Genomic DNA, 26,438 nt, shown 5'->3' on the forward strand with positions numbered 1-26,438 from the left:
CAAATCAGGATGGCGTTTCGTCGAACCGTCATCTTCATCCAGCCTTTCATTGGAGCATGATTTCGTCCGAAAACCGGTTCCCACCTTTCGGGAACCATGCTCTAAAACCCGCCCAAAAAGACTTCCCAAAAGGAATTGAAATGCCCCAGTCCAGAAAGATCATCATCGACACGGATCCCGGCCAGGACGATGCCGTCGCCATATTGCTGGCGCTCGGCAGTTCCGAGCTGGAGATCGTCGGCATCACCGCGGTAGCCGGCAACGTGCCGCTGAATCTGACCCAGAACAACGCCCGCAAGATATGCGAGCTGGCCGGCCGGCCCGACATCAAGGTCTATGCTGGCGCCATCCGGCCGCTGGCGCGTGAACTCGTCACCGCCGAGGAGGTGCATGGCAAGACCGGCCTGAACGGCCCGCAGCTGCCCGAGCCGACCATGCCGCTCCAGGAACAATATGCCGTCGATTTCATCGTCGAGACGCTGATGCGCGAGGAAAGCGGCACCATCACGCTCTGCCCGCTCGGACCGCTCACCAACATCGCGCTGGCGCTGATCCGCGAGTCCAGGATCGCGCCGCGGATCAAGGAAATCGTCCTGATGGGCGGCGGCTTCTTCGAGGGCGGCAATGTCACGCCGGCCGCCGAATTCAATATCTATGTCGACCCGCAGGCCGCCGATCTGGTGTTCAAATCGGGCATTCCGATCGTGATGATGCCGCTCGACGTCACCCACAAGGCGCTGACCACGTCCGAGCGCATCCAGGCCTTCCGCAAGCTCGGCACCAAGGTCGGCACCGCGACCGCCGAGATGCTGGAGTTCTTCGAGCGCTATGACGAGGAAAAATACGGCACCGAGGGCGGACCGCTGCACGACCCGTGCGTGATCGCCTATCTCGTCAAGCCGGAGCTGTTCAAGGGCCGCCACTGCAATGTCAGCGTCGAGACGACCTCCGAGCTCACCATGGGCATGACGGTGATCGACTGGTGGGGCGTCGCCAAGCGCAAAAAGAACGCGATGGTGATGCGCGACATCGACCATGACGGCTTCTTCGCGCTGCTGGTGGAGCGGCTCGGGCGGCTATAAGGGCCGCTTCTTCCTTCCCCCCCTTGTGGGGGAAGGTGGATCGGCGCGAAGCGCCGAGACGGATGAGGGGTGCTCCAGCGGAGTGAGACGTCGGCATTCCCTGGAACACCCCTCATCCGTCGCCTTCGGCGACACCTTCTCCCACAAGGGGAGAAGGGAGAGGTGCTCACTTCGCCTTCGAGAACGCCAGCCACAGTCCGCCGCCGACCAGGAAGCTGCCGCTGATGCGCGACATCAGCCTGACACGGCTGGCCGACAGCAGCCGGCCGGCGCGGCCTGCGGCAAGGGCATAGGTCGAGTCCGACATGGCAGCGAAGATCATCGCTGTCAGGCCCATGACGACAATCTGTAGCGTATAATTGCCCTGCGGCGCGATGAACTGCGGGAAGAAGGCGCCGAAAAACACCAAAGTCTTCGGATTTGAGATCGCCACCAGAAAACCCTGCAGGAAGAAGCCGCCGCGCGGCTTTTTGGCCGAGCCGTCGGGGTTCAGCGCGCCTTTGGCGCGAAACATCTGCACGCCCATCCAGATAAGATAAACGGCGCCGATCAGCCGCACCCATTCGAACCAGTGGCCCATGCCGGCGATCAGCGTGTTGAGGCCGATGCCGACGATGGCGATCATGATGGCAAGGCCGGCCTGGGTGCCGGCGACGTTGGCCAAGCCCGCGCGCGAGCCGTGGCGGATGCTGTTGGCGATGATCAGCGTGACCGTGGGTCCCGGCACCAGGATGATGACGATGCAGGCGACGACGTAGGTGGCGTAGAGTTCCAGCGACATGATTTCTCTCGAACAGGACAGCGCCGACTTGGGCGGAGCGCGATCAATGCACGGGATTGACGCTGGCGCAAGCTGGCCGGGCAGGGCGGCCCGTCATGCAGCTCCCGCCGCCCATGGCAGGGTTGCCTCGTAGGCGGCGCCGGCCTTGAGCACGGCGAGATCGCCGCGCGGGCGGCCGATCAATTGCATGCCCATCGGCCGGCCCTTGCCGTCGAAGCCGGCCGGCACGTTGAGCGCCGGGCAGCCGCCCAGCGTGGCAAAGGCAGAGACCTGCATCCAGCGGTGATAGCTGTCCATGGTCCGCCCCGCGACCTCGCGCGGCCAGTGGGTGGTCACGTCGAACGGGAAGACCTGAGCGGTCGGCAGGGCGATGAGGTCGAAGCGCTCGAAAAGCGCAAGCAACGTCCTGTGCCAGGACGTGCGCCGGACAGTCGCGGCATGGATCTGCGGCGCGGTCAGGCGCATCGCCTGCTCCACTTCCCAGACAGCCTCGGGCTTCAGAAGCCTGCGTTTTGCCGGATCGTCGTAATGCGCCTTCAGCCCGCAGCCGCTGCTCGCCTGGCGCAATGTGACAAAAGCCTGCCACAGCGCCTCGAAGTCAACATCCGGCACCAAGGCCTCGCTGTGGAAGGAAGCATCGGCGAAGCGGGCAAGCGCGGCCTCGCAAAGGTCAAGCACGCCGGGCTCCGTCGGCAAGCGACCGCCGAGGTCGCCCAGCCAGGCGATGCGGCCGCCTGACGCTTTGGTCCGCAAACCTTCAAGGAACGAGCCCGTCTTGTCGTGCGAAAGCGGTGCATGCGGGTGATAGCCGGCCTGTTCGTCGAGGAGCAGCGCGATGTCGCGAATGTTGCGGCCCATCGGCCCTTCGACGCCCATCTGCGAATGGAAGACATCGACGTCCGGGCCAGCAGGCACCAAGCCCTGCGAGGGACGGAAGCCGTAGACATTGTTGTAGGCCGCCGGATTGCGCAGCGAACCGCCGAAGTCGCTGCCGTCGGCGACCGGCACCATGTCGAGCGCCAGCGCCACGGCCGCGCCGCCGCTCGAGCCGCCGGCGGTCAGCGCCGGGTCGAAGGCGTTGAGCGTCGGCCCGAAAACCGGATTGTAGGTGTTGGAGCCGAGGCCGAATTCCGGAACATTGGTCTTGCCGATGATGATGGCCCCGGCCTCGCGGACGCGCTCGACGAAGAAGTCATCCGTGTCGGGAATGAAATCGGCAAAGATCGGCGAGCCGAAGGTGGTTCTGAGCCCCTTGGTCTGGGCAAGGTCCTTGATGGCGATCGGCAGGCCGTACAGCGATCCGGCCTCGCCGCCACGGGCGAGATGAGCATCGGCCCTGCCGGCCTCGGCAAGGACATCGGCGCGCTCGCGCAGCGAGACGATGGCATTGACCTGTGGGTTCACGGCCTCGATGCGGTCGAGGAACGCGCCGACCACCTCGCGAACCGAAAAGCGACGCCGTCTGATGCCTTCAGCGAGCTCAACGGCGGAGAGGCGGAAGATATCGCCGGCCGGCGGCACGGCATGTTTTGTGACGGGGCGCATCGCTCAACGGGTGCCCGCCAAAGTCGCGTCGACATCCTTGGCCAGTGGGATCGCCGGTTGCGCGCCTGGCTTCAGGCAGGCGAGCGACCCGGCCGCGGCGGCGCGGGTGAGCGCATCCTGAAGTGAGAGACCGGACGACAGGCCGGCGCCGAAATAGCCGCAAAACGTATCGCCGGCGCCCACCGTGTCGACCGGGGTGATCTTCAGCGCCGGAACGGCAAGGAAATCGCCCGGTGTGGCGGCCAGCACCCCGTCGCCTCCGAGCGTGACGACGATGATGCGGCCTGTCTTTTTGGCATAGTCGCGCATGCGGGCCGGGCGGTCGCGCCCCGAAAGCGCGAGCGCCTCGCCATAGAGATCGAACTCGGTTTCGTTGGCGACGGCATAGTCGGCCTTGCCGAGGAGGTCGGCGGCTTCGGCACGGAAGGGGGCGGTGTTGAGCACGCTGACGGCGCCCGCCGCGCGCGCCGCGTCGAGCGTGGCCTCGACCGTCTGCAACGGGATCTCGTGCTGCAGGAGCACGACGTCGCCTTTCTTGAGATAGGCCTTGGCGACATCGCCCGGCACAACCGAATCATTGGCGCCCGGCACGACGGCGATGACGTTTTCGCCGTCGCCGCCGACCAGGATCAACGCCGTGCCGGTGGAGGCGAAGCTCTCGCCGACACCGGACAGATCGACATTGCCGGCCCTGAGAAGGGCGAGCGCCTCGGCGGCAAAACTATCCTTGCCGACCGCGCCCACCATGCGCACTTGCGCGCCGGCGCGCGCCGCGGCCAGCGCCTGGTTGGCCCCCTTGCCGCCGGGCGCGGTGGAGAAGCCGGAGCCGCGCACCGTCTCGCCGGGTTCCGGCAAGCGGTCGACATTGGCGATGAGGTCGAGGTTGATCGAACCGACAACGATAATCAAAAAACTGCCTCCCGGTGAGGCGGGTCAGCCTGTGCTGAAAGGCGGACCTGCTCCAAGACTTCTGCTTTCTTGCGCAATTCCAGGGGAAATGCATGGCGTGTTTTTTCCCCTGGAATTGCAGGCTGGGCGCGAAGCTAGCCGCAAAGCCCGCCGGTTGCCAGATCATGTCGTCGCTGGCGCGGTCTGGCCCACAGCATCATTCGCAACGGACAGTGACCTCCGCCTGGTAACTGCCGGCCGGGAAGATGCCCGGCGATTTCGTGGCGGTCAGATCGACCTGGATGGTATGGGTGCCGTTGGTCAGCCGCTGCGGCGAGCCGCCTGGGTTATCCAGCCCCGAGCCGTCGAGGCGGAAGACTGAGGCGAAAGAGACGTCGGTGTCGCCGCCGCTCGGAGCCGAGGTGAAGGCGATCGGCGCCGGCGCGGAGACGGTATAGCAGTCTAGCAGGTTCAGGATCGAACACAGCGTCGAGTTCGCGATGACGGTGGCGCCGGCGCTCGACCCGCCCGCCTGCTTGGAACCGAATATGTTGATAGAGGGGTTCGACTTCATCGTTCCCGAGGCACCGATCATGATGGTGCAGGTGCCGATGATCGCCGCCTGTGCTGGGAGACAGAAGCCGGCAAGCGCTGCCGTCGTAAGCAGCGCGCGGCTATTTCCTCTTCTTTTTCTTTTCATTGCCGGTCGTGCCTCTGATGCTCCAGCCTTCGTTGGCCCATCCCGCCGATGCGGCCGAGCGAGCCGTAGGAGCCTCGGAAGCCGTGGCAGCGATGCCCGTCGTGCTCCCCGTTGTCTGACCATCGGCGCCAAGGCCCATTTTCAGGAGCTTCAATTCAAGCTGCAGGCGCTCGACTTCCAGCTCGTAGAGGCGGCTGCAATCGACGCGTTTCGGCGTCCGCCCGATCGGGATCACCACGCGGCCGTATGTTGCGATGTCGCTATTGGCCTGATTGCTGCTGTTGTTGCCCCGGATGACGCCGAGGTCGAGATAGGCGCCGCTGCCGGAGACGGCTGAGCGGCAGGTCGTGCCGTCGCTGGCATGAACCTCGTCCTGGCCCTGAGGCAGGCTGACGCCGGGCAGACTGAAACCGGTTTGGTTCTGATTCAGGTTCAGGATGTCCTCGGCAAGCCCCTGACTTACGACAGCCAAGGCGGACAGCAGGGACAAGGTCAGAACCTGCGATGCCCGAAAAACTTTCCGCATATCTGTGCCCTTATCTGGGTCTGCTCGCTTGGAAAGGGGATACTCTCGGTACAGATACGCACCTTGCGCTCGTTCGCGCCGTCGAACGGGACGACCACCAGAACCGGACGCGACGCCTGGCCGGCCAGAAGGAAGGCGCTTGGCGTGATCTTGGCGTCGACCGGCTGGAAATCCTGGTCATAGACATGAACCTCGACACGTATGCGCTGGTTATACGGGTTGCCTGGGAAGACACGAACGGCGAAGGCATCCGCGAAGGATCGCACCTCACCCCGCATCGGCGTCATCGACTGGCCGGTCGCGGCGATGGGAAACAGCACGGCAGTCAGGCCCGCCGCCAGAATTGCAATCGTTCTCAAGGATCACTCCTTTCGCGACAAGACTATTCGCAGCGCAGCGTCACCGTTGCTTGGTAGTTGCCGGCGGAGAAGCGGTTCGTGCCGCTCTTGGTGCCGGAAAGATTGACGGCGACCGTGGATGTGCCTGGCACCGTCAGGGCCGTCGCAGTGCCGGTTTCCGCAATCGTCTGGGCGCCGGAAGTGGCGAAGGTGGGGGTCCATGTCGTCGCCGTAACGTCCGAAGCCGGCACGGTCGTCGTGGTTACCGGGTCTACGCTGAGCGAGACGCCGCCCGTGGTATCGACCTGAGCGCTGCCGGCTGAGCCGCCGGCATTATGCGAGCTCAGCGACTGAAGATTGCTGCTGACGGTCATCGTACCGTTGGAGTTGATCGTGACCGTGCAGGTCGCGGTGATCGTACCATTGAACAGCACATTTCCGGTGGTGGCGGCCGATGCTGCCTGGCCGCCGCAGGCGGCGAGCACGCTCGCAGCCATGACGGCGCGAAAGAACTTCATTGAGACCCCGCTTTCGAGCCGGATAATGCGGCTCAATGTAGGGTTATCTTCTCTTTATCGTGGTTAATTTAGCGTTAAGTGAAATAACAACGGAAAGCAACTTCAAAGAAAGCGGCGATAACCGGAGGTTGTCGCCGGTTGCATTTCATGAACAAGGCTGTTTATTTGTTTGGCTTGTGCCGCTTTATATTTGATGCGCGGTTTTTCGCAAGGAGGCGCGAAAAAATCGATTGTTTTTCAGGACGTCACTTGTCCCGCTTCCCAACCGAGGATGGCGCGCTTGCGCGTCAGGCCCCAGTGATAGCCGGTGAGCGCGCCGGACTTGCCCAACGCCCGGTGGCAGGGCACCACGAACGACATCGGGTTGGCGCCCACCGCCGCGCCCACGGCCCGGCTCGCGCTTGGCGCGCCGATGCTTGCCGCGATCGAGGAATAGGTGCAGGCCCTACCCATCGGGATGCGCAGCAATGCTTCCCAGACGCGAAGCTGGAAATCAGTGCCTATCATCACCACGCGCAGCGGCTGGTCGGCGCGCCATTGCGTCGGGTCGAAGACCCGCGCGGCGTAAGCCTGGGTGGCGGACATGTCCTCGACGTAAGTCGCGTTCGGCCAGCGGCCGGACATGTCGGCGAAGGCAGCCCGCTCGCCGCCGGCGTCACAGAAGGCGAGGCCCGCCAGGCCCCGGTCGGTGACCATGATGAGCGCGATGCCGAAAGGCGAGATGTGATAGCCGTAGCGGATGGTGAGACCCGCGCCCCGGGTCTTATAGTCGCCGGGCGACATCGCCTCATGGGTGACGAAGAGGTCGTGCAGCCGGCCGGGACCGGACATGCCGAGCTCGAACGAGGTCTCCAGGAGCGGCATGCCTGAATCGAGCAGCCTGCGCGCGTGGTCGAGCGTCACCGCCTGCAGGAAGGCCTTGGGCGACAGGCCGGCCCAGCGCGTGAACAGTTTCTGCAGGCCGGTCGGCGTCTCGCCGACTTCCTCGGCCAGCACCTCGAGCGAGGGCTGGTCGCGATAGTCGAGGCTGATCTTCTCGATGGCGCGGCGCACGACGTCGTAGTCGCTGCCTTCCGGCGTGATGTCGTTCTCAAGGATCGCGGTTGGTTTCATCCGCGTATTCATGGTCATCTGAGCGTTCATGGCAATATCTCCTTGACCGCGAATATCGGTCCTCCAGAGCTTTGCCACCACCCGAAACTTGCCTTCCCGCCATCCGCACCCAGATAGAGTCAGCTTCGCGCCGAAGAGGACGATCATGACCGTCGAAAAGGTTGATCTGACCGGGGCAAGAGAGACCTTGCTGATGACGCTCTACGGCAAGGCGCTGGAGAGCCGGCTGGCCAATTCGCTGCTCCAGGATCGCTTTGCCGACGAGGCGGTGCGCAGGATCGACTATGATTTCTCAAGGCTCAAGGTCGGCGGCAACCTCGGGCTAAGATTTGCATCCGGGCGAAGACACTGGACGTATCAGCGCGTCTTGGCGGTCGCCAGCGCGCGCGAAAAGGCGGTGGCAAAACTTTCGCGGTCGTCGGGATTGAGGAAGCCGCCAATCGCGACACTCTTGCCTTGCGCCTCGACGGCCATCTTGGTGATGCCGATTTCAGCATGGCGGGCGATCGAGAACCGCGTCCAGAACGGGTTGAAGCGATGGTTTTCCGAGCGGCCGGAAGGCGCTGTCTTGCGAATGTCGAGACTGGTGCGCGAGACCGAGATTTCCTCACGGGCGCGCGCAGCCCGGTAATTGGCGCGGAAAGCGATGTAGACGGCGACCACGTCGAGGCCGAAGAAGCCAAACACCGGCCAGGCGCCATGCGCCAGGAAGAACGCGCCGGTGACCGCCCAGCCGAACAGAAGCGCTCCCATCAGGATCAGGAAGCCGGTGCGGCCGAGCGAGCGGTGCGGCGTCAGCAAGGCCTGGAAAAATGGCTCGTCGGCCTGGAACGAGGCGTTTGTGTCGCTCATGAGGGAATATTATAGGAGGGAAATGGCGCCTCCCAAGTCGAAAAAATCCGCAGCTGTCAAAAAACCTCAGCCCGCTATCCCGGGCGGCGGACGGGCGCCTGGTCGACGGCCGCGAAAAGCCGCCACGCGGTCGCTCTACAGCCCCGCCGAGGTGCATGAGATATTCCGGCGCTTTTCCGTGCAGCGGCCTGAGCCGAAAGGCGAGCTCGACTATGTCAACGCCTTCACCCTGCTGGTCGCGGTGGTGCTGTCGGCGCAAGCGACGGACGCCGGCGTCAACAAGGCGACCAAGGCGCTGTTCGCCGCGGCCGACACACCGGCCAAGATGCTGGCATTGGGCGAGGCCAAGGTCGGCGACTATATCCGCACCATCGGTCTGTGGCGCAACAAGGCCAAGAACGTGATCGCGCTGTCCAAGGCGCTGATCGACGATTATGCAGGCCAGGTGCCGCCGGATCGCGACGAGCTGGTGAAGCTGCCGGGCGTCGGGCGCAAGACCGCCAATGTCGTGCTCAACGTCGCCTTCGGCCAGCATACCATGGCGGTCGACACGCATATCTTCCGCATCGGCAACCGTATCGGGCTGGCGCCCGGCAATACGCCGGATCAGGTCGAACAGGGGCTGCTCAAGGTCATCCCCGCCGAATATATGCGCCATGCGCATCACTGGCTGATCCTGCATGGCCGCTATGTCTGCAAGGCGCGCAAGCCCGATTGCCCGGTCTGCGTCATCGCCGACATCTGCAAGTCGAAGGAAAAGACCACCGACGTGCCCGCCCCGCTGGTGCCGATCGCGCCGTTGGATGAGACGTTTCCGGTCGAGGCCGTCTGACTCAGTAAAGTTTTAATATCCGTAGCCGCGCGCCATGGCCGCGGCAAAAACTGGAATGAGCAGGAAGATAAAGCCCTCGGCGCGGACATAGTTCTTCACCGAGGCCAATTCCGCCGCCGGCACCGCGAAAGACGGATTGCCGCTCGCCTGCCTGTTCCAGGAGAGGAAGCGCATGGTCGGCACAATCGACAGCAGGCCGACGATGACGAAGGCCGCCATCTTTGCCCAGAACACCCAATTGTAGACGTAGAATTCCCAGCCCTTCAGCCCGAAGAACACCCGGCAGATGCCGACGATGACGATCAGCGCGGCAATGACGCCGTAGTGACGGTCGATGCCGGCAAGGCGCTTCAGCGTCGCCGCTGCCAAATCGCCGCGCACCAGCACGAACTCGGCGCCGATGATGCCGGCCAGCGAGAACACCAGAAGGTGATGCGCGATCGCCAGCAACAGGTCTGTGGTGTCCATGGTTCTTCCTTCGGTCGACTTGCGTTTCCGGTCGGCTTCGCGCGCAAACTAGCATCGCCGGGCGAAAAGCCCATAGCGATGCAGCCGTGCCATGGCCGTTATGGCTGGAAGAGCCAACGCAATGGCCTGGCTCTTGATCGAGCGTGCTGTTTTGCTAAGCGCTGTCGGGTCAATGAAGGGCAATGCCATGAGCATCAAGATGGAAGCCGGCGTGCCGCTTCTCGAAACGGCGCGCACCGTTTTGCGGCCGCACAGGCTGGACGATTTCGAAACCTATGCCGCCATGTGGGCGGAGCCTGCCGTCACCCGTTTCATCGGCGGCAAGCCGCGCACGCGCGAGGAGAGCTGGATGCGCTTTCTGCGCCATGCCGGCCTATGGTCGCTGATCGGCTATGGATTCTGGGCGATCGAGGACAAGGCGACGGGGCGCTTCATCGGCGAGGCCGGCTTCCACGACCTCAAGCGCGAGATCGTGCCGTCTCTCGAAGGCGTGCCGGAGGCCGGCTGGGCGCTGGCCTCGGAGGCGCATGGCCAAGGGCTTGCGAGCGAAGTCGTGGGGCGGATCGTCGCCTGGAGCGATGAGGCGTTCGGACAGGCAAGAACGGTCTGCATCATCGATCCGGAAAACGGCGCTTCGCAGAAGGTGGCCGAAAGGAACGGCTATAAAGAAATTTTGCGGACCACCTACCACGAGAAGCCGACGATCCTGCTGGAACGGCAGGCCGGATCCGGAAAGCAAAGCGCTTAACCCGCCTTGCGGCGCAAGGCCCCTGCCACTCCGTTCCACGCGTCCGCCTTTGCACCTGGATGGCTGCCCAGCACCGTCGTCGCGTCGAATGGCTGAGGCCTCGCTATGGCATAGCCCTGCGCGTAGTCGACGCCGATCGCCTTCAAGGCTTCGACGATGCCATCGCTTTCGACGAATTCGGCGATGGTGCGTTTTCCCGTCACCTTGCCGATGTGATGGATCATCTCGACCATCGCGCGGTCGATGCGGTCGTCGAGCATGTCCTTGACGAAGCCGCCGTCGATCTTGAGGTAGTCGACCGGCAGATGTTTCAGATAGGCGAAGGACGACATGCCGGAGCCGAAATCGTCGAGCGCGAAGCGGCAGCCCAGCCCGTGCAGATCGGCGATGAAGCGCATGGCCTCGGTCAGATTGGCGATGGCGCTGGTCTCGGTGATCTCCAGGCAGATCGTTTCGGGCGCAATGGCGTGCGCGGCGAACTGCTCACGCATGAAGCCGAGAAACGTCTCGTCGCCGAAAGTGGCGCCGGAGAGATTGATCGCGCAGGTGGATATCGGCGTCGCGCGCGGATCGGTGCGTCGCGACGCCAATATGGCGAAGGCGTTGCGTATCACCCAGCGGTCGATCGCCGGCATCAGTCCATAGCGCTCCGCCGCCGGAATGAAGCTCTGCGGGGTGACGAAGCTGCCGTCCTCGTCGGTCAGCCTGAGCAGGATTTCGACATGCGCGCCCGGCTCGGCAGCATCGTCCCGCAGCGGCGCGATCTCCTGCGCATGCAGCCGGAAGCGGTTCTCATCCAGCGCGGCATGCAGGCGCTGCACCCAGGCCATCTCGCCGAAGCGCTCGCGCAGCGCCCTGTCGCCGTCGCTGTGGAGCTGGACGCGGTTGCGGCCTTTTTCCTTGGCCATGTAGCAGGCGACGTCGGCGGCGCGCAGCACCTCCTCCAGCGTCATGCCGACATTGGCGACCTCGACCATGCCGATGCTGACGCTGATGTTGAAGGGACGCCCTTCCCAGGAGAAGTGCAGATCCTGGACCGTGGCGCGCAATCGTTCGGCGGTGGCGGCGGCACAATCGGCATCGCAATCGAAGAGCAGCACGCCGAACTCGTCGCCGCCCAGTCTCGCCAGGATGTCGCCGGGCGGCAGCTCGTTGGCGAGCAGCGCCGAGATCTGGCGCAGCAACTGGTCGCCGGCGGCGTGGCCGCAGGTATCGTTGACCAGCTTGAACTGATCGAGGTCGAGATACATCAGCGCGTGCCGGCGCGACTTCTCCGGGTCTTCGGAGATCGCACTCGCCAGACGCTTCTCGAAGTCGCGGCGGTTGACGAGACCGGTCAGCGCATCATGCGATGCCTGCCACGACAGGCGCTCGATATAGTCCTGCTCGCGCGTCATGTCTTGCAGGGCCAGGACGCAACCCAGGATCGAGCCGGAAACGATCAGCGGAGCGCCGTTCAGCGCCACCGGCACGACCGAACCGTCGGGGCGCTCCAGAAGCTGCGGGCGAACATTGGAGCGGCGCGGCTCGCCCGCCAGCAGGCGCGGGATCAGATCGGTCTCCTCGACGCCGCTGTCCTTGTCCACGAGCCGGAACAACGAGGCGACCGATCTGCCTTTGGCGGCGGCTAAAGAGCAGGCAAGCAGCCTTTCCGCTCCGGCATTCATATAGTCCAGCCGCCCCTTGGCATCGGTGCTGATGACAGCCTGGCCGATCGAGGCCAATGTGATCTGAGCCCGCTCGCGCTCGGCGCTGAGGGCTGTCTGAAATGCCTGGCGCTGTTTCATCAGCTTTCGCGTGCGCCAGACGGCGAGCAGGATAAGCAGCGCGGCTGTCGCGAGATTGGCCGCCGTCAGCGCCGTCTTGATGAAGCGCGATCCCTCGCCGAGACTGTCCGAAAAGTCCTTGGCGAGCGGCCCGATCCGGTGGTCGATCTGGTGGATTTGCACTTTCCAGAGAGCGATCTCGGCTGACGATGGCGGCCCTTTTTCGAGCCTGCGATGCATGTCGTCGCCAAGTCTTTGGATGGCGAGAATCATCTCGTCGGCAGCCGTCCAGTGGCGGATCGCCGTGTCGAGATAGCTGACGCCGCGGAAATTCCGGAACAGCCAGATCAGGCCGGCGACATCGTCGGGATGGTTGTTGCCGCCGAGAAAGCCAAGCCTGGCCGCATTCGTGTCGGGCTCAGCCTGTTCGAGCGCAAGCCGCGCGGCGCGATCGGCCAGCGGCACGGCGATGGCCTGACGATATTCGCTGAAATACTCTTCCCGGCCGGTGTCGGCATAAAGGCTGAGGAAATAGATGGCGTGCTTCTGCCCCTTCGACCATTGGCTTTCGCCGCCGACATAGGCGCGGACGGCTGACAACGTGTGGAGGCTGAGGGTCGCAATCAGCGCCTGGATCAGGACGACCGCGACGAAGGGCCAGACCAGCCCGATGAGACGCGGGGCGGCATCGGTCGATGAGAGCTTCATCCCATTCCCATGGCGCGTGCGCAGGCCCCCTCGGTGTCTGTCCGACTGGCTCATCCGCCGGTTGAGACGATGTTCTTCCCCACATGTCGTCCGGTTACTGGCGACATCAATCCAAATAACGTGCCTGGATTAACGGTCGATAAATTTGCCCAGTATTTGTTTCATGAGTTATTGCTCAGCAACAGAAGGACGCTTACACGCTTGATGCCGATATTTCGTGCCTAATATCGGTTACGGTGCGAGGGCGCGGAAGAAAAAGCCGGCAACATCAATCCGATAGCGCCGCGCGACAGTCTCGTCTCAGCGCTTGGTCTTGAATTTGTTGAGCGCAACGGCCTCGCGGACGAGCGCCTTCAGGGCGTCGGCGTCGATCTTGTCGCCTTCCTTGAAATCGATGGCGCGCCGGGTGTTGCCTTCCAGGCTGGAGTTGAAGAGCTTCTTGGGATCGGGCAGCGCCGCGCCTTTGGCGAAGGTCAGCTTGACGACGGCCTTGTAAGTCTCGCCGGTGCAGATCATGCCGGCATCCTCCCAGACAGGGACGCCGCGCCATTTCCATGTCTCGACGGCTTCGGGCGCTGCCTCCCTGATAAGAGCGCGGAGCCGGGCAAGCGTCTCGCCCCGCCAGTCGCCCAACTCCTTGATCCGTCCGTCGATCAGTTCGGACGCAGACTTGCCGTCCTGTACGTCGCCTTGTTGCATGTCCGGTTCTCCTCGATGCTGGATAAGAGATCGCCACCATGGCCCTTTCGGGGAGATGGCGCTTGATTTTTCGTGCGCTTACATCCGTTCGCCGGGCAGCCGGCTTGCCTGCTTCACCCAGGAGACGAACTGCGCCTCGTCGATCGGCTCGTTCTCGTGGATGTGGAAATAGCGTGTGTCCTTGCTCTTGGATTCGACAGGCGGCACGGGCTTCAGCGACAGGCCGCGGAAGAACGCCACTTTGATGTATCTGGCGAAGCAATGGATGCCGAGGAACCAGCCTTCGCCTTCCATGCCGTAGAAGGGAGAGTTCCATTTGACAGCCTTTTGCACACCAGGGACGGCCTGCATGATGAGCTGGTCGAGCCGGCGCCCGACTTCGCTCTTCCAGCCCGGCATCGCCGCGATATAGGCCTGCACCGGAGCATCGCCATAGCCCTTGGCGATCTGCGGGTTGCCGCCCGAAAGCAGGACAGGTTTGGCGTCCGCGGATCCGGCAGCCTTCGATTTCGTCTTTGCCATCAGGCCGATCCCGTGCGCTCGCCCGCCGGCTCCCCGCGCCATCTGGCGGCATAGGGCAGCACGAACATATAGAGGCCGCTGAACAGCAGCAGGAAAAGCGGAATCAACGGCGAATAGACGATCCAGGCGGGCGGCGGGCCCATGGCCATGGCAGCGAAATTGGCAATGACGGTGACGGTGAAGATGATCGAAAGCCAGCGGTGAAGCTGCCTGATCCACTTGCTCCAGTTCAATATAACCTCCCTTGCGAATGACGATACGGATCGAGCTCTCTACCAGTGCGCCAGTTGCGAAAGCTGAATGAGGTTGCCACAGGTGTCGTTGAGCTGCGCGATGGTCGCGCCGGTCACCGCGGTCGGCGCCATGGCAAAACTGCCGCCATTGGCCTTGATGCGCTCATGGTCGCTCTTGATGTCGTCGGTGAACAGCATCAGCGCCGGCTGGCCTTGCTTGAAGATGGCCTGCTGATAAGTCTTTGCCGCCGGATTGTCGTTGAGGGCCAGCTGCAGTTCGGTGCCGTCCGGATCGTCAGGCGAGACGACAGTCAGCCAGCGAAACGGCCCATTGGTGAAGTCGGCCTTCTTGGTGAAGCCCAGAATTTCGGTATAGAAGCCAAGAGCCTTTTCCTGGTCGTCGACATAAATGCTGGTCAGCTTGATCTTCATTTTGGTGCCTCCATTGCTTACGCTAGCGGTTTGCCGCCCCGCTGGGACCGTGTCTGTCTTTTGAGGCTTCGGCGGACTTCAATCGATCCGCGAAAGCAGCTGCTCCAGGGCCGTGAAGTTGCGCTTCCAGCCGACCGTGGCGCCGCGGTAATACGGCTCCTGGTCGGTGCGGAAGCCGACCTGCTCCATGCGCAAACGCGTGCCCTTGCCCGTCGGGGTGAGCGTCCAGGTGACCACGCTCTCGAGATCCTTGGTGTCCCAGCTGTAGGACAGGGTCCGGTTGGGCTCGACCGTCCGCACCTGGCAGTCGACGCCGCCCCATTCGGCGCTCATGTTGAAGCGATGGTTCACGACCGGCTTGAAGCTGTTCTTCATCAGCCACTCCTCGATGAGATGCGGTTGGGTGAGCGCGCGCCAGATCTTTTCCGGCGGAAAAGGTATCTCGCGCTCGACGATGACGGAGCGCGTTGCGGCCTCATTCATTGATCCATCCTTTTGAGCAGGTCTTCCAGATCGTCGAAGCGGCTTTCCCAAAACCCCGCCATGTGGCGCGTCCAGTCCATCAACGGCGCGAGCGCCTTGAGCTGGGCGCTGTAATGGGTCTGGCGGCCCTCATGGCGGTCGCGCACCAGTCCCGCCTCCTTGAGGACGCCCAGATGCTTCGATACCGCCGGCTGCGACACCCCGGCCTGGGCGGTCAGGGCTCCGACCGTCTGCTCGCCGTGACGGCAGAGGCGTTCGAAGATGGCGCGTCGCGTCGGATCGGCGAGCGTCCTGAACAGCATGTCATGCGCGGTCGTCATTTTTAACCGATAACCCAGTGGCTATTGATTGACGTATAACCATTGGGATATGCATGAGTCAAGCAGCGAATGAGGACGCGCACCTGAAGCCGCGGCCGTGGGCCGGCACGCCGGTACGGCCGGACGGCACTGAAAAGATGGTTGCTTATGCCGCGTTTGCTGACGGAACGGTCAAATCCCTCAGCAGCGTGGAAAGGTCCGGTTCGTCGATGAGCAGGGCGGCGTCGACCGCCGGAAGCCATGCGCGCTGCCGGTTCGCGGCTTCCTGCCAGTCGACAAGCTCCTCGGCGACCTCGAGCAGATAGACCACAACGTCGACCCGAATGAAGCCGTCGGGCATGCGTTTCCAATAGGAATAGGTGCCGGCAGGCTGCTTCAGCGTCCTCCCGAGCACGCCGGCTTCCTCCCGGGCTTCGATCATTGCCGCCTTGCGCCCGCTCTTGCCCTTCATCGGCCAGCCCTTCGGCACGATGAAGCGCCGCGTGGTGCGCGAGGTGACCAGCAGCACTTCGAGATTGCCGTCTTCTCGCACCCGATATGGAATGGCCGCCACCTGGCGGATGCGTTGGCCTTTCCTGGCTCTGCGGACTGCTTTCTTCTTGGTTGTTGCCATTCCAAATTCCGTCAGAGCAGCATCCCTGCCATACGCTATCCGCGCGGGCAAAAACCTGTCCTCCTGCAAACTCTAGAGCGTTTCACCGTTTCACGGAAACGGCGACCCGCTCCATCTCTTTAGTTTTGACGCAATTCCTGACGGAAAACCGTGTCACACTTTTCCTGGAATTGCTCTAGAACCACCGCCCTTGCAATCCGGCATTTTGCCGGCAAGTAAGTCGGCTAATAAACTGAAAAAAACAAAATGTCAGCGGCAAACCCTGGAAATCGTGTTGCCGACCGCTTCCATCCGGCATGTCTTGTCAAATACCGGCACATCGGGCTGGCTCCTGGGCGGGGCCGGCCGGTCGAGCTCGCGATAGATTTGCTGCTGCTGCTGGTATTGCTGCCGCTGCAAGCGGTTCTGCAACTGCTGCAGCTCATTTTGCTGCACCAATGCGTTGCGATTCGTCGGGATGACGATCTGCGCATAAGACGGCGCAATCAGACAAACCGAGGCCGCCAGCACTGTGCCTGCAAGAACAGACAGACTGTGACGAAGCATCCGCGCGGCTCCCATGCAAAAAACCATACATTTCATATAATGCGGGCAGCCAATAGCGCCATGGGTAACCGCGAAACGTGATGCGGCTCACCGAAGCCGCGCGATTGGCTATGCCGCGACGCCGGCGCTGGAGATCGGGCCGACATCCCGGTCAGGGCCATCGCCAGTTCCCGCATCTGCGGAAAGGCCGGCGTCGAGTTCTCCACCAAGCAGTGGGAGATCGAGGGGCGTTGCGCCGCCGCCGAGAATCTGTCCGGCAATCCGGCATTGCACTTGACGGAAGCCATCGATTCGCCCCTCTATCGGGTCGGCGCCGGGCTGGAGCTCGATGGCGTCAACGGCGTCGGGTTGGCTGTCAGGTACGACGACGCCTTTGGGCAAAACGGTCAAGCAGAATGCGGTCAGCGCGTCTCTGAAGGTCAGCTTTTAGCTGACGCGGGCGGCGGCTAAGAAGGGATCTCATGAGGACGAAATACGCGTATCTCGCGGCGATGCTGGCAGCCGCCTGCATTGCCGGTGTGCCGGCAGCGGGAGTTGCCGCGCAAAATAAGGCCGACAAGGTGGCGCCCGCGGCCGCTCAGTCAGGCGACGCAGCGGCCAAGCCGCAGCTGCCGGGCGGCGCCTCGGCGCTGTCGGAGACGCATGGCGACTGGACGGTCAACTGCCAGGTCACCGGCACCAACAAGGTCTGCAGCCTGTCGCATCAGCAGTTCAACAAGCAGAGCGGCCAGCGGCTGCTGGCGATCGAATTGACGACCAAGACCGGTCAGGACGCCGCCGGCACGCTGGCGCTGCCCTTCGGGCTTGCCTTGGCCAACGGGATCTCGTTCGAAATCGACGACAAGAAGCTGGATGGCACGTTGCAGTTCAACACCTGCCAGGCGGTAGGTTGCCTGGTACCGGTGACGTTCGACGCCAATATCACGCCGTTGCTGCAGAACGGCACCACGCTGAAGGTCAACGCCACGGCGGCCGACACTGCGCAGCCGATTTCCTTCACCATCTCGCTCAACGGTTTTGGCAGCGCCCTGGCGCGGACTGCGGACCTGTCGGCGGACTAGGTTGTCGAAGACCGGCCGGCTGAACGCTTCGTCATCCACGGGCGGAGCAAGGAGCGAAGCGACGCGCGCAGACCCGAGGATCCATTCCGTGACATAGGAGCGCTGCTCACGGTGCAGAATTCTGCGCCGCTGCGCTCTACAATCCAGGTAACGGAATGGATCCCAGGGTCTCCGCGACGCCGCTTCGCGGCTGCTCCGCCCAGGGATGACGAAGTTGGAAGGTTTCGGCCAACCAGCACGGCTTGCCTCAGCTACTCAACCTCGCGCAAACGGTATCCCACTCCCGTCTCGGTGATGATGTAGCGCGGCTGGTCCGGTGTCTTCTCGATCTTCTGCCGCAGCTGGCGCACATAGACCCTGAGATACTGGACGTCGGTCGAGTCGTTCCAGATCTGCTTCATCAGGAACTGATGGGTCAGCACCTTGCCGGCATATTGCACGATGATGCGCAGGATGTCGTATTCCTTGGGCAAGAGTTTCACTTCCTTGTCCTCGACCTTGACGATACGCTTCACAAGGTCGACCGAAAAGGATAAAAGAATTCGAACAAAAAGGGAACGAAGAAAAATGCTCGACATCGCACCATCGCAACAGGCGGCAACCTGGCTCGGCTCATTCGGCCGGGCGCTCGGGGCCGGCGATATCGAGGCGACGACGAACCTCTTCGCGCAGGATTGCTACTGGCGCGATCTCTTGACCTTCACCTGGAATATCAAGACCATGGAGGGGCAGGCGGCGATCCGCGAAATGCTCAAGGCCACGCTCCACTTGGCGCAACCCTCGCACTGGCGGCTGTCCGGAGAGCCCAGCGTCGACGACGGCACCGTCGAGGCCTGGTTCACATTCGAGACGGCGGTGGCGCGCGGCGAGGGGATCCTGCGGCTCAAGGACGGCCGCTGCCGCACGCTGTTCACGGCGATGAGCGAACTCAAGGGGTTCGAGGAACGGAAGGGGCCGGCGCGGCCACTCGGCATCCGCCACAAGGCCGACCCGAACCGCGAGACCTGGGCGGAAGCACGGGCACGCGAGGCGCGCGATCTCGGCGTGCATGAGCAGCCCTATTGCCTGGTGATCGGCGGCGGGCAGGGCGGCATCATGCTCGGCGCCCGGCTGCGCCAGCTCGGCGTCCCTACGCTGATCATCGAGAAGAACGCGCGCGCCGGCGATTCCTGGCGCAACCGATACCGCTCGCTCGTGCTGCACGATCCCGTCTGGTACGATCATCTGCCCTACATTCCGTTCCCGGAAAACTGGCCGGTCTTCACGCCCAAGGACAAGATGGGCGACTGGCTGGAGATGTATACCCGCGTCATGGAGCTGAACTACTGGGTCGCCACCAAATGCATCAGCGCCGCCTATGACGAGGCCGAAAAAGTCTGGACCGTGGTGGTCGACCGCGTCGGCCAGCGCATCACGCTGAAGCCGAAGCATATCGTCTTCGCTACCGGCGCCTACGGCCCGCCGCGGCAGATCGAGCTGCCGGGCGCCGACAGCTTCAAGGGCGAGCTTCTGCATTCCAGCCAATATTCCACCGGCGAGAAGTTTCGCGGCAAGCGCGTGGCGGTGATAGGTGCTGCAAGCTCAGGCCACGATGTCAGCGTCGACCTGTGGGAAGCGGGCGCCAAGGTCACCATGGTGCAGCGCTCGCCGACGACGGTGGTGAAGTCCGACACGCTGATGGATATCGGCTTCGAGATCTTCTCGGAAAAGGCGCTGGCGCGCGGCATCACCACCGACAAGGCCGACATGATCGTCGCCTCAACGCCCTTCGCGCTGGTGCCGAAGGGCCAGCGGGCGCTTTATGATGTGATCCGGGCGCGCGACGCGGATTTCTACCAGCGCCTCAGCAACAGCGGCTTCGCCATCGACTTCGGCGAGGACGAGACAGGACTGTTGATGAAAGCCTATCGGACAGGCTCGGGCTATTACATCGATGTCGGCGCTTGCGAGTTGATCCTGAACGGTGAGATCCAGGTGAAGAGCGGTGTCAGCATCAAGTCGCTGACGCCGGACGGCATCCTGTTTGAAGACGGCAGCGAGCTCGCCGTCGACGCGATCGTCTGCTGCACCGGCTACCAGTCGATGAACGAGACGGTAGCGGGGATAGTCTCGCGCGAGGTCGCCGACAAGGTAGGTCCGTGCTGGGGCCTTGGCTCCGGCGTGAAGGGCGATCCGGGTCCATGGCAGGGCGAATTGCGCAATATGTGGAAGCCGACGGCGCAGGAAGCGCTATGGTTCCACGGCGGCAATCTGGCGCTGTCGAGATTCTACTCGAAATATGTGGCGCTGCAGCTCAAGGCGCGCATGGAGGGGATAGCGCCGCCGGTGTATGGTGAGCCGAGCAACGCAATGCGGTGAAGCAGCAATCTCCCCCTCGTGGGCCCTCGTGGGGGAGATGGCCGGCAGGCCAGAGGGGGGGCGCTGTCCCGCCAGCGTCTCAAAACTGAGGTTCCTCGCCCCCGCCAAGGGCGGGGGAGAGGTGTCCGCGAAGCGGACGGAGAGGGGGTCTTCGTAGAGCGCTCCCCTCTCCGTCTCGGCTTCGCCGAGCCACCTCTCCCCACTTCGTGGGGCGAGGAACCTCGAACTCGCAAGCGCCGCGTTCCTTCGCGCCCCCCCTCTGCCCTGCCGGGCATCTCCTCCACAAGGGAGGAGATTGGCCAATCATCGCCCAAAATGCCTCGCCGCCACATCCACATGCGTATGTTGCGCATGGGCCTCGAAGTGCTCCGTCTCATTGTGGTCGGGCGCTTCGTTCGGCCACCATTTGCCGCCGATGACGATGCCGTTGGAGACTAGTCGCTGGTCCGCGACCAGTGACGCTCCAACAGCATCGACGAAGGTGAAGCGGCCGGGCTGCAGCTTCAACACGGCGACGTCGCCGGTGCCGCCGACCTTCAGCGTGCCGAGTTCCGGCCTTGCGATCGCCTCCGCCGGCCGCTGCGTCGCCGCGCGCAGCACCTCGACCAGCGGCATGCCGAGCGCCATGAGCTTCGACATGCAGACCAATATGTCGAAGGCCGGACCGTCGACGCAGTAGAGATGCACGTCGCTGGAGATGACGTCGGGCGCGAGGCCTTCGGCAAGCATCGCCTTCGCCACCTCGAAGTCGAAGGAACCCATGCCGTGGCCGATGTCGAAGATGACGCCGCGCTCGCGCGCCAGCCGCATGTCCGGCCGCACCGCTCCGGAGGCAAAGACCGGCGCGTTGGGGAAAGGCCGGAAGCAATGGGTGAGAATGTCGCCGCGGCGCAGCCTGGGCAGCACTTCCGAGCGGCCGGGCGGCGGCTCGTCGATATGCGTCATCAGCGGCAGGCCGGCCTTGTCGGCGGCTTCGAGCGCGAGGTCGACAGGCGCGATGCCGCTCAAGCCGCCGGCATGCTTGCCGGAACGGACCTTGACGCCGACGACGACATCGGCGTGCTCGCGCACCGCCGCCACCGTCTCGCGCGGCTCGCAAAGCCTGAGATCGCCGCATTCGCCGACGGATACGGTTTTGGCGAAGCCAAATATGCCGGCAAAGGAGATGTTGACGTAAGCGAGGATGCGGACCTTCGAGCGCTCGATGACATGGCGGCGGAAGCCGAGGAAATTGCCGGCGCCGGCGCTGCCGGCATCGACGAAAGTGGTGGTGCCGCTCTTGGCGGCGAGCCGGTCGGCGTCGACGCCGAGCGAGGTGCCGCCCCAATAGACGTGGCTGTGCAGGTCGATCAGGCCGGGCGTGACGATGCAATCCCTGGCATCGACGACTTCACTCGCCGCCTCGGCATTGATGGCGGCGTCGATCGCGGTGACGCGGCCATCGGCAATGGCAACATCGCGTGGCGCGTCCAGGCCCGATGCGGGATCGATGAGGCGCCCGCCCTTGATCAGGAGATCGAACTGCATTGGTGCCACTCGCTTTGTCTGTTCGTTTCACGCAATTCCGGACGGAAGGCTACGGCGAAGTCGCCGAACTAACCGCTAAGCACTTTTTCTGGAATTGCTTCAAGCGATCCGACCGGGCGATCAGATCGGCCGATAGGCGACGGCTTCGACTTCGATCTTGATGTCGATCATCAGGCGCGATTCGACCGTGGTCCGCGCCGGCGGATCCTTCGGGAAATGTTTTGCATAAACGGTGTTGAATGTGCCGAAATCGCGCGCGTCCTCCAGCCAGACGGTGGTCTTCACCACATCGTCCATGGTGCAGCCGGCGAGCGCCAGGGCCGCTTTGACGTTCTGCAGCACCTGCTCGGCCTGCTCGGCGATGCCGCCCTTGATCACGAGCCCGTCGCTGCCCACCGGCACTTGACCGGAAATATAGACGAAATCGCCGGCGCGGACGGCGGGCGAGAGCGGAACGTGGGATTTCCCAAAGCACTGCTTGGACAAGGGGAGCCTCCTTCAATCGGCGACGGGAACCGGGGTTACATAGCCGTCTACGCCTGTCGGCACGATCCTCCTAGAGCCAATGTCGGAAAGCAACATTCTTTCGAAATCCATGTTGCTTTATTACAGAAGCCTGAGCATCTTGCGCTCGACGCGGCTTGAAATCGGCCGCGCATATGAGGGAGATCGGCATGACCTTCGACAAGAATCCGTTTCCGGAAGGCGATGCCGACCGCCACGCGCTGTGGGAAATGCTGGTGCGGCGCGATATCGACGCCTTCCTCGGTCAGGACTGGTCGATGGTCGAGGACGATTTCATCGCGGAAAGCTTCTTCGGCATGCATGCGCATTTCCTTGCCAATGCAGATGCCTGGCGGCTGCAGTTCCCCCGGCTGGAGGTCTATCGCGACGAATGGCTGCGGCAGGCCAAGGAAACCGCGGCGACGAAATTCGCCGAGCCGCTGCGCGAAGCGCTGTTTCGCGTCACCAACATGCGCGACATCGATGTCGACGGCGATCGCGCGGTGCTGCACAAGAAGTTCGACGGCTCGGTCGCCAAGGCCGACGGCGGCGTCGACCGGCTCAAATGGCAGACGCTCTACTTCTGCCGCAAGGTGGGCGGACGCTGGAAGATTGCCGGCTTTGTCGGCTACATGCCGCATCCGCTGGGCAGCTAGGAAGGAGCTATCGGGCGCCGCCTGAGCTTAGCCGAAGCGTCTGTCAGTTCGTCATTGACGACGTTAGCGAAGGCTTCAGCCGACGGGCTCGCTAGGACAGCCGTGGCAACCGCTCATCGGGCGAGCGGTGGTCGAAGACGACGCCCATGGTCTTACCAACGGCGGTCATCACGATTAGCTCGACCAGATGGTCGTCGCTGTCCACGCAGGCGGGGTCGGCGTGGCGTATGGCATCGAGCATGGCGCGTGTGGACACGGTGTCGCCAGCGCGAAAGCTCGAAAGAGCAGACGAAACAAGGTCTTGCACCGTCAGGTCCGGGACCGGCACTTCCGCAGCGATGTTCATTGGCCTCCTCCTGCCATGAACCCTCTCTGAAAAGAATGATACGCCAATGGTTGGATTGCGCCAGCGAAATGGTGGTCCGACCAGTGCGATTGCCGAACAGCCTGCCGCCCATTCGGCCCCAGGGACGGGCCGCCCGCCCTTAGATGTGGACATCGGTTGGCCGATGGCCGGCAAGCTCGACGCACCGCGCTCGGGTTGATAAGCCCGTCGCGCGCAGGGAGACGATCCGAGTCGAAATATGACCGTTGCAATCGAGATGGGGCAGACGACGGCAGGCGCGTCGGCGGCCCTCGACCTTGAGGAGTTGCTGGCGACCCGCCTGCTGGTGCAGGGCAATTCGGGCTCGGGAAAGTCGCATCTGCTGCGCCGTCTTCTGGAGCAGAGCGCGCCCTGGGTGCAGCAGACCATCATCGACCCGGAAGGCGACTTCGTGTCTCTGGGTGAACGCTTTGGCCATCTGGTGATCGACGCGGAGGAACATACCGAACGCGGCCTGCAGGCGGCTGGCGAGCGGGCGCGCATCCACCGCGTCTCGACGGTGCTCAACCTCGAAGGGCTCGATGCCGAGAACCAGATGCGGCGGGCCGCGGCCTTCCTCGGCGGACTGTTCGAGGTCGCGCGCGACCACTGGTATCCGATGCTCGTGGTCGTCGACGAGGCGCAGCTCTTCGCGCCCGCCGCCGCCGGCGAGGTTTCGGACGAGGCACGCAAGCTCTCGCTGGGCGCCATGACCAATCTGATGTGCCGCGGCCGCAAGCGCGGGCTTGCCGGCATCATCGCCACGCAGCGGCTGGCGAAGCTCGCCAAGAACGTCGCGGCGGAAGCCTCCAACTTCCTGATGGGCCGGACCTTCCTCGACATCGACATGGCGCGCGCCGCCGACCTGCTCGGCATGGAACGGCGCCAGGCCGAAGCTTTCCGCGACCTGGAGCGCGGGCATTTCATGGCGCTCGGTCCTGCCTTGTCGCGCCGTCCGCTCGGCATGCGCATCGGCCAGACCGAAACCAGCCCGCGCAACGGTACGCCGCGGCTGATGCCGATGCCGGGAGCCGCGCTCGAAGATGCGCGCTCGATCATTCTTGCCGCGCCGCCGCCGGAGACGGTCAGGCCGCAGCGCCGGCCTTCGCCCGACCTGCTCGACCAATTGATGGCGGCCAAGGCCGCGCCGCTGGACATCCGCCCCGAGCCGATGGAACCGCAGCCAAGCGCCGAAGATCTGGCCGAACGGCGCGAGCGGATGGACCGCATCCTGCGCGCCATCTTGGCCGAGCCGGATGCCGGGTTCCGCGTCATCGGCGTGCTCTACCAGGAGTTCGTGGTCCGCTGCCGCATCGAAGGGCTCGCCTCCGTGGTGCCCGACCTTTCGGAGTTCCGCCGCATGCTGACGCGCGCCCGCGCCGGCGTCGGCTCCGACATGGCCGAGGACGACGCCTGGCGCGACGTTTCCGTGCGCGCCTCGCTGCTGCCCGAAGACATGCAGGGCGTGTTCATGATGATCGCGCGCGCCGCCAAGGAAGGCTGGCCTTGCCCGAGCGACGCGGCGATCGCGCGGGCTTACGGTTCGCATTCGCTGCGCCGCGCGCGCCGGCTGCTCGATTATATCGAGGAGCAGGGCCTCATCGTCTGCCAGGTCGACGGCGCCGGCCGGCGCACGGTGACGCTGGTCGAGCTCGCCTGGGCGACGGCGCCGGGCGACCCGAACGCCGTGGAGCAGGACAGCCTGGCTGGCTGACATCGGAAGACGTTGGCGACCGCGCTCTGGCAGCCTTTGCGCCATTGGTTGACGGCGAGCCTGCTTTGTCGGTTGCACGCAGCACTACATGTTCCGATAAAATTTCCAACAGAAATGCCAGCGACCGAGCGATGGCGAAGTCAACGCTGCGCCATCAAATGACGCTGCGCCGAGACGGACTCGGGCCGTGCACTTTAAGTCTTTGTTTTGTGCATATCATTCCCTCCAAATCGCAGCCCACTTTGGGAGACACAGGCATAATAGATGGGGTGGCAGATTTGTTAAATGTTTAATGAATCGTTAACATTACGCGGGGATATATATCCCGTTATGGTTTCCAAATCGTAAAAAGCTAATATACCTGGATATAGGTTTGCTTGTCCCGCGATTGCGGCGACCGAAGGGGGGCACGCCAGCTAGGAACGTTGGGTGCGAGCGTGCAAGCGCTCTGGGGTGGGGTTTTGTCTCTCGGCGAGAGAAGTCTTTACGTTCAATCAGAGTGGCTTGGTCCTGACCAACCGCCGCGGGCGGAAGCATTCGCTTGCGTCGTCCGCACCAGGATCAGCAGTAACCGTCGGGGCGAACACTTTGGTCGTTCGCAAAGGGATCACAGGGGGTAATTGGCAATGGCGACCACAACAGTTTCAGGCTCGACCGTCACGTTTTCGAATTCGGGCGCGGCAGCCAATCTGACGCAATCCGGCAGCGAGGACGGCAGCCTCCTGTTCACATTCGACGTTCTCGCGGCGAGCGGCGGCGGAACCAAGACGACGATCTATTCGGTGGACGACGGCATCAAGAACGATGACGGAGGGGCCGGGATTGTCGTCACCAACAAGGCGTTCGCTGATTACAATAAGGACCTGCTGATCCAGGACGGTGCGAACGTCATCGAAACCAACAGCACGAGCGGGGCGAAATTCTGGATCGGCACCGACAACAAGATTCATTATGACGCAACCACTCTAGCCCCCCTGATCAACGCGCTCGGCGCTGGCGAGCAGTTCACGGACACGATCCAATATACGATCAAGATGTCGAACGGCACGCTCAGCGTGGGTACGCTGTCGGTGGTGATCACAGGTACCAACGATGCCCCGGTGATCACGGTCGCCGCCGGCGATCACGATGCCGACACGCTTACCGAAACAAACGCCCCTTTGTCGACGCACGGTACGCTGACCGTCAGCGATGTCGATATCCATGATACGGTCAACGCCTCGGTGACGGGAGTGACCTTGGGCGGGACCACCGGTTCCCTCCACGCAGCCGACGTCATGAACATGCTGTCCCTGGCCGGCAATCCCGTCATCGACAACAGCCACACATCGGGCGCGATCAACTGGTCGTTCAACTCCACGCCGCAAGCTTTCGACTATCTCGCGGCGGGCGAGCATCTCACCCTGACCTATACGATCAAGGCGGATGACGGCCACGGTGGCACTACCACGCATGACGTTATGATCAACATCACCGGCACCAACGACGCCGCCTCGATCGTGGTCGACGCTTCGGTCACCGACGACCGGGCGGTGAGCGAG

31 protein-coding genes and 1 pseudogene are annotated in these 26,438 nt (G+C 63.4%); 9 read left to right on the forward strand and 23 right to left on the reverse strand.

What is annotated here, in order from left to right:
• Positions 1–140 precede the first annotated feature (140 nt).
• Positions 141–1,082 (forward strand): nucleoside hydrolase, encoded by a 942-nt coding sequence (locus LB523_RS21980; protein WP_224606914.1) that lies wholly within the window; start codon positions 141–143, stop codon positions 1,080–1,082.
• Positions 1,083–1,248: 166 nt separating this feature from the next.
• On the opposite strand, the gene LB523_RS21985 is transcribed toward LB523_RS21980, so the two are convergent.
• The 9 genes from LB523_RS21985 to LB523_RS22025 form a co-directional block, all read right to left on the reverse strand.
• Positions 1,249–1,863 (reverse strand): LysE family translocator, encoded by a 615-nt coding sequence (locus LB523_RS21985; RefSeq protein ID WP_224606916.1) that lies wholly within the window; start codon positions 1,861–1,863, stop codon positions 1,249–1,251.
• A 93-nt stretch (positions 1,864–1,956) separates the two neighbouring features.
• Entirely contained in the window at positions 1,957–3,408 is a 1,452-nt protein-coding gene (locus LB523_RS21990) for an amidase (protein ID WP_224606918.1), read from the reverse strand.
• 3 nt (positions 3,409–3,411) lie between these two features.
• Positions 3,412–4,317: a ribokinase gene (locus LB523_RS21995; protein ID WP_224606920.1), complete on the reverse strand. Its 906-nt coding sequence runs from the start codon at positions 4,315–4,317 to the stop codon at positions 3,412–3,414.
• A 196-nt stretch (positions 4,318–4,513) separates the two neighbouring features.
• Positions 4,514–4,996, reverse strand: a complete 483-nt coding sequence (locus LB523_RS22000; protein WP_224606922.1) for a hypothetical protein — start codon at positions 4,994–4,996, stop codon at positions 4,514–4,516.
• Positions 4,971–5,522, reverse strand: a complete 552-nt coding sequence (locus LB523_RS22005; protein WP_095769275.1) for a hypothetical protein — start codon at positions 5,520–5,522, stop codon at positions 4,971–4,973. Before LB523_RS22005 ends, LB523_RS22000 begins: the two co-directional genes overlap by 26 nt.
• Positions 5,489–5,881 (reverse strand): hypothetical protein, encoded by a 393-nt coding sequence (locus tag LB523_RS22010; protein WP_140546269.1) that lies wholly within the window; start codon positions 5,879–5,881, stop codon positions 5,489–5,491. Before LB523_RS22010 ends, LB523_RS22005 begins: the two co-directional genes overlap by 34 nt.
• A 23-nt stretch (positions 5,882–5,904) precedes the next feature.
• Entirely contained in the window at positions 5,905–6,378 is a 474-nt protein-coding gene (locus LB523_RS22015) for a hypothetical protein (protein ID WP_224548052.1), read from the reverse strand.
• 237 nt (positions 6,379–6,615) lie between these two features.
• Entirely contained in the window at positions 6,616–7,521 is a 906-nt protein-coding gene (locus LB523_RS22020; protein WP_176477139.1) for a methylated-DNA--[protein]-cysteine S-methyltransferase, read from the reverse strand.
• A 327-nt stretch (positions 7,522–7,848) separates the two neighbouring features.
• A complete protein-coding gene (locus LB523_RS22025; protein ID WP_140846281.1) occupies positions 7,849–8,343 on the reverse strand; it encodes a DUF2244 domain-containing protein in 495 nt (164 codons plus the stop codon).
• A gap of 22 nt (positions 8,344–8,365) precedes the next feature.
• On the opposite strand from LB523_RS22025, the gene nth reads away from it, so the two are divergent.
• Positions 8,366–9,175: an endonuclease III gene (gene nth / locus LB523_RS22030; RefSeq protein WP_224548041.1), complete on the forward strand. Its 810-nt coding sequence runs from the start codon at positions 8,366–8,368 to the stop codon at positions 9,173–9,175.
• A gap of 12 nt (positions 9,176–9,187) precedes the next feature.
• Here nth and LB523_RS22035 read toward each other — a convergent pair whose 3' ends face one another.
• Complete coding sequence (locus LB523_RS22035; protein ID WP_224606923.1) at positions 9,188–9,643, reverse strand: DUF2214 family protein; 456 nt, start codon at positions 9,641–9,643, stop codon at positions 9,188–9,190.
• Positions 9,644–9,830: 187 nt separating this feature from the next.
• Here LB523_RS22035 and LB523_RS22040 point away from each other — a divergent pair, with 187 nt between their 5' ends.
• Positions 9,831–10,391, forward strand: a complete 561-nt coding sequence (locus tag LB523_RS22040; RefSeq protein WP_224606925.1) for a GNAT family N-acetyltransferase — start codon at positions 9,831–9,833, stop codon at positions 10,389–10,391.
• Here the strand turns inward: LB523_RS22040 and LB523_RS22045 are convergent.
• The 9 genes from LB523_RS22045 to LB523_RS22085 form a co-directional block, all read right to left on the reverse strand.
• The gene (locus LB523_RS22045; protein ID WP_224606927.1) at positions 10,388–12,865 is read right to left on the reverse strand and encodes an EAL domain-containing protein; all 2,478 of its coding nucleotides are present in this window, start codon (positions 12,863–12,865) and stop codon (positions 10,388–10,390) included. The genes LB523_RS22040 and LB523_RS22045 overlap by 4 nt on opposite strands.
• 300 nt (positions 12,866–13,165) lie before the next feature.
• On the reverse strand, positions 13,166–13,564 hold the full coding sequence (locus tag LB523_RS22050; protein ID WP_224606929.1) for a DUF1801 domain-containing protein: 399 nt from the start codon (positions 13,562–13,564) through the stop codon (positions 13,166–13,168).
• A gap of 78 nt (positions 13,565–13,642) precedes the next feature.
• Positions 13,643–14,086, reverse strand: coding sequence for a DUF1801 domain-containing protein (locus LB523_RS22055; RefSeq protein WP_224606931.1), 444 nt, complete (start codon positions 14,084–14,086; stop codon positions 13,643–13,645).
• Positions 14,086–14,319, reverse strand: a complete 234-nt coding sequence (locus LB523_RS22060; RefSeq protein WP_095769283.1) for a hypothetical protein — start codon at positions 14,317–14,319, stop codon at positions 14,086–14,088. The genes LB523_RS22055 and LB523_RS22060 overlap by 1 nt, the downstream gene beginning before the upstream one ends.
• Before the next feature lie 39 nt (positions 14,320–14,358).
• Entirely contained in the window at positions 14,359–14,751 is a 393-nt protein-coding gene (locus LB523_RS22065) for a VOC family protein (protein WP_095769284.1), read from the reverse strand.
• A gap of 78 nt (positions 14,752–14,829) precedes the next feature.
• Positions 14,830–15,234: an SRPBCC domain-containing protein gene (locus LB523_RS22070; RefSeq protein WP_224606934.1), complete on the reverse strand. Its 405-nt coding sequence runs from the start codon at positions 15,232–15,234 to the stop codon at positions 14,830–14,832.
• A complete protein-coding gene (locus tag LB523_RS22075) occupies positions 15,231–15,554 on the reverse strand; it encodes an ArsR/SmtB family transcription factor (protein WP_140846288.1) in 324 nt (107 codons plus the stop codon). The genes LB523_RS22070 and LB523_RS22075 overlap by 4 nt, the downstream gene beginning before the upstream one ends.
• A gap of 145 nt (positions 15,555–15,699) precedes the next feature.
• Positions 15,700–16,167 carry an NUDIX hydrolase gene (locus LB523_RS22080; RefSeq protein WP_224606937.1) on the reverse strand — a complete coding sequence of 156 codons (468 nt, stop codon included), beginning with the start codon at positions 16,165–16,167 and terminating at the stop codon, positions 15,700–15,702.
• Between the two features lie 249 nt (positions 16,168–16,416).
• On the reverse strand, positions 16,417–16,713 hold the full coding sequence (locus LB523_RS22085) for a hypothetical protein (protein ID WP_224606940.1): 297 nt from the start codon (positions 16,711–16,713) through the stop codon (positions 16,417–16,419).
• A gap of 273 nt (positions 16,714–16,986) precedes the next feature.
• Between LB523_RS22085 and LB523_RS22090 the strand changes: the two genes are divergently transcribed.
• Together LB523_RS22090 and LB523_RS22095 are read left to right on the forward strand one after the other, a co-directional pair.
• Positions 16,987–17,163, forward strand: coding sequence for a hypothetical protein (locus LB523_RS22090; RefSeq protein WP_224606943.1), 177 nt, complete (start codon positions 16,987–16,989; stop codon positions 17,161–17,163).
• 11 nt (positions 17,164–17,174) lie between these two features.
• The gene (locus LB523_RS22095) at positions 17,175–17,774 is read left to right on the forward strand and encodes an invasion associated locus B family protein (protein WP_140688351.1); all 600 of its coding nucleotides are present in this window, start codon (positions 17,175–17,177) and stop codon (positions 17,772–17,774) included.
• Between the two features lie 251 nt (positions 17,775–18,025).
• On the opposite strand, the pseudogene LB523_RS22100 reads toward LB523_RS22095, so the two are convergent.
• A pseudogene (locus LB523_RS22100) lies at positions 18,026–18,301 on the reverse strand (winged helix-turn-helix domain-containing protein); the annotation flags it as partial.
• Between the two features lie 40 nt (positions 18,302–18,341).
• Between LB523_RS22100 and LB523_RS22105 the strand changes: the two are divergent.
• Complete coding sequence (locus tag LB523_RS22105; protein WP_224606946.1) at positions 18,342–20,132, forward strand: NAD(P)/FAD-dependent oxidoreductase; 1,791 nt, start codon at positions 18,342–18,344, stop codon at positions 20,130–20,132.
• A gap of 303 nt (positions 20,133–20,435) precedes the next feature.
• Here LB523_RS22105 and LB523_RS22110 read toward each other — a convergent pair whose 3' ends face one another.
• Complete coding sequence (locus LB523_RS22110) at positions 20,436–21,659, reverse strand: amidohydrolase/deacetylase family metallohydrolase (RefSeq protein ID WP_224606951.1); 1,224 nt, start codon at positions 21,657–21,659, stop codon at positions 20,436–20,438.
• Between the two features lie 120 nt (positions 21,660–21,779).
• A complete protein-coding gene (locus LB523_RS22115) occupies positions 21,780–22,145 on the reverse strand; it encodes a RidA family protein (protein WP_224606953.1) in 366 nt (121 codons plus the stop codon).
• A gap of 188 nt (positions 22,146–22,333) precedes the next feature.
• Here LB523_RS22115 and LB523_RS22120 point away from each other — a divergent pair, with 188 nt between their 5' ends.
• Positions 22,334–22,819 (forward strand): hypothetical protein, encoded by a 486-nt coding sequence (locus LB523_RS22120; protein ID WP_095766686.1) that lies wholly within the window; start codon positions 22,334–22,336, stop codon positions 22,817–22,819.
• A gap of 91 nt (positions 22,820–22,910) precedes the next feature.
• On the opposite strand, the gene LB523_RS22125 is transcribed toward LB523_RS22120, so the two are convergent.
• Positions 22,911–23,165, reverse strand: coding sequence for a hypothetical protein (locus LB523_RS22125; protein WP_224606955.1), 255 nt, complete (start codon positions 23,163–23,165; stop codon positions 22,911–22,913).
• 238 nt (positions 23,166–23,403) lie between these two features.
• On the opposite strand from LB523_RS22125, the gene LB523_RS22130 reads away from it, so the two are divergent.
• Together LB523_RS22130 and LB523_RS22135 are read left to right on the forward strand one after the other, a co-directional pair.
• Complete coding sequence (locus tag LB523_RS22130; RefSeq protein WP_224606958.1) at positions 23,404–24,897, forward strand: ATP-binding protein; 1,494 nt, start codon at positions 23,404–23,406, stop codon at positions 24,895–24,897.
• Positions 24,898–25,523: 626 nt separating this feature from the next.
• Positions 25,524–26,438: VCBS domain-containing protein (locus LB523_RS22135; protein WP_224606964.1), on the forward strand; the 915-nt coding region annotated here is incomplete at its 3' end.

Source organism: Mesorhizobium sp. ESP-6-4, from assembly GCF_020164735.1.
Taxonomy (GTDB): Bacteria; Pseudomonadota; Alphaproteobacteria; order Rhizobiales; family Rhizobiaceae; genus Mesorhizobium.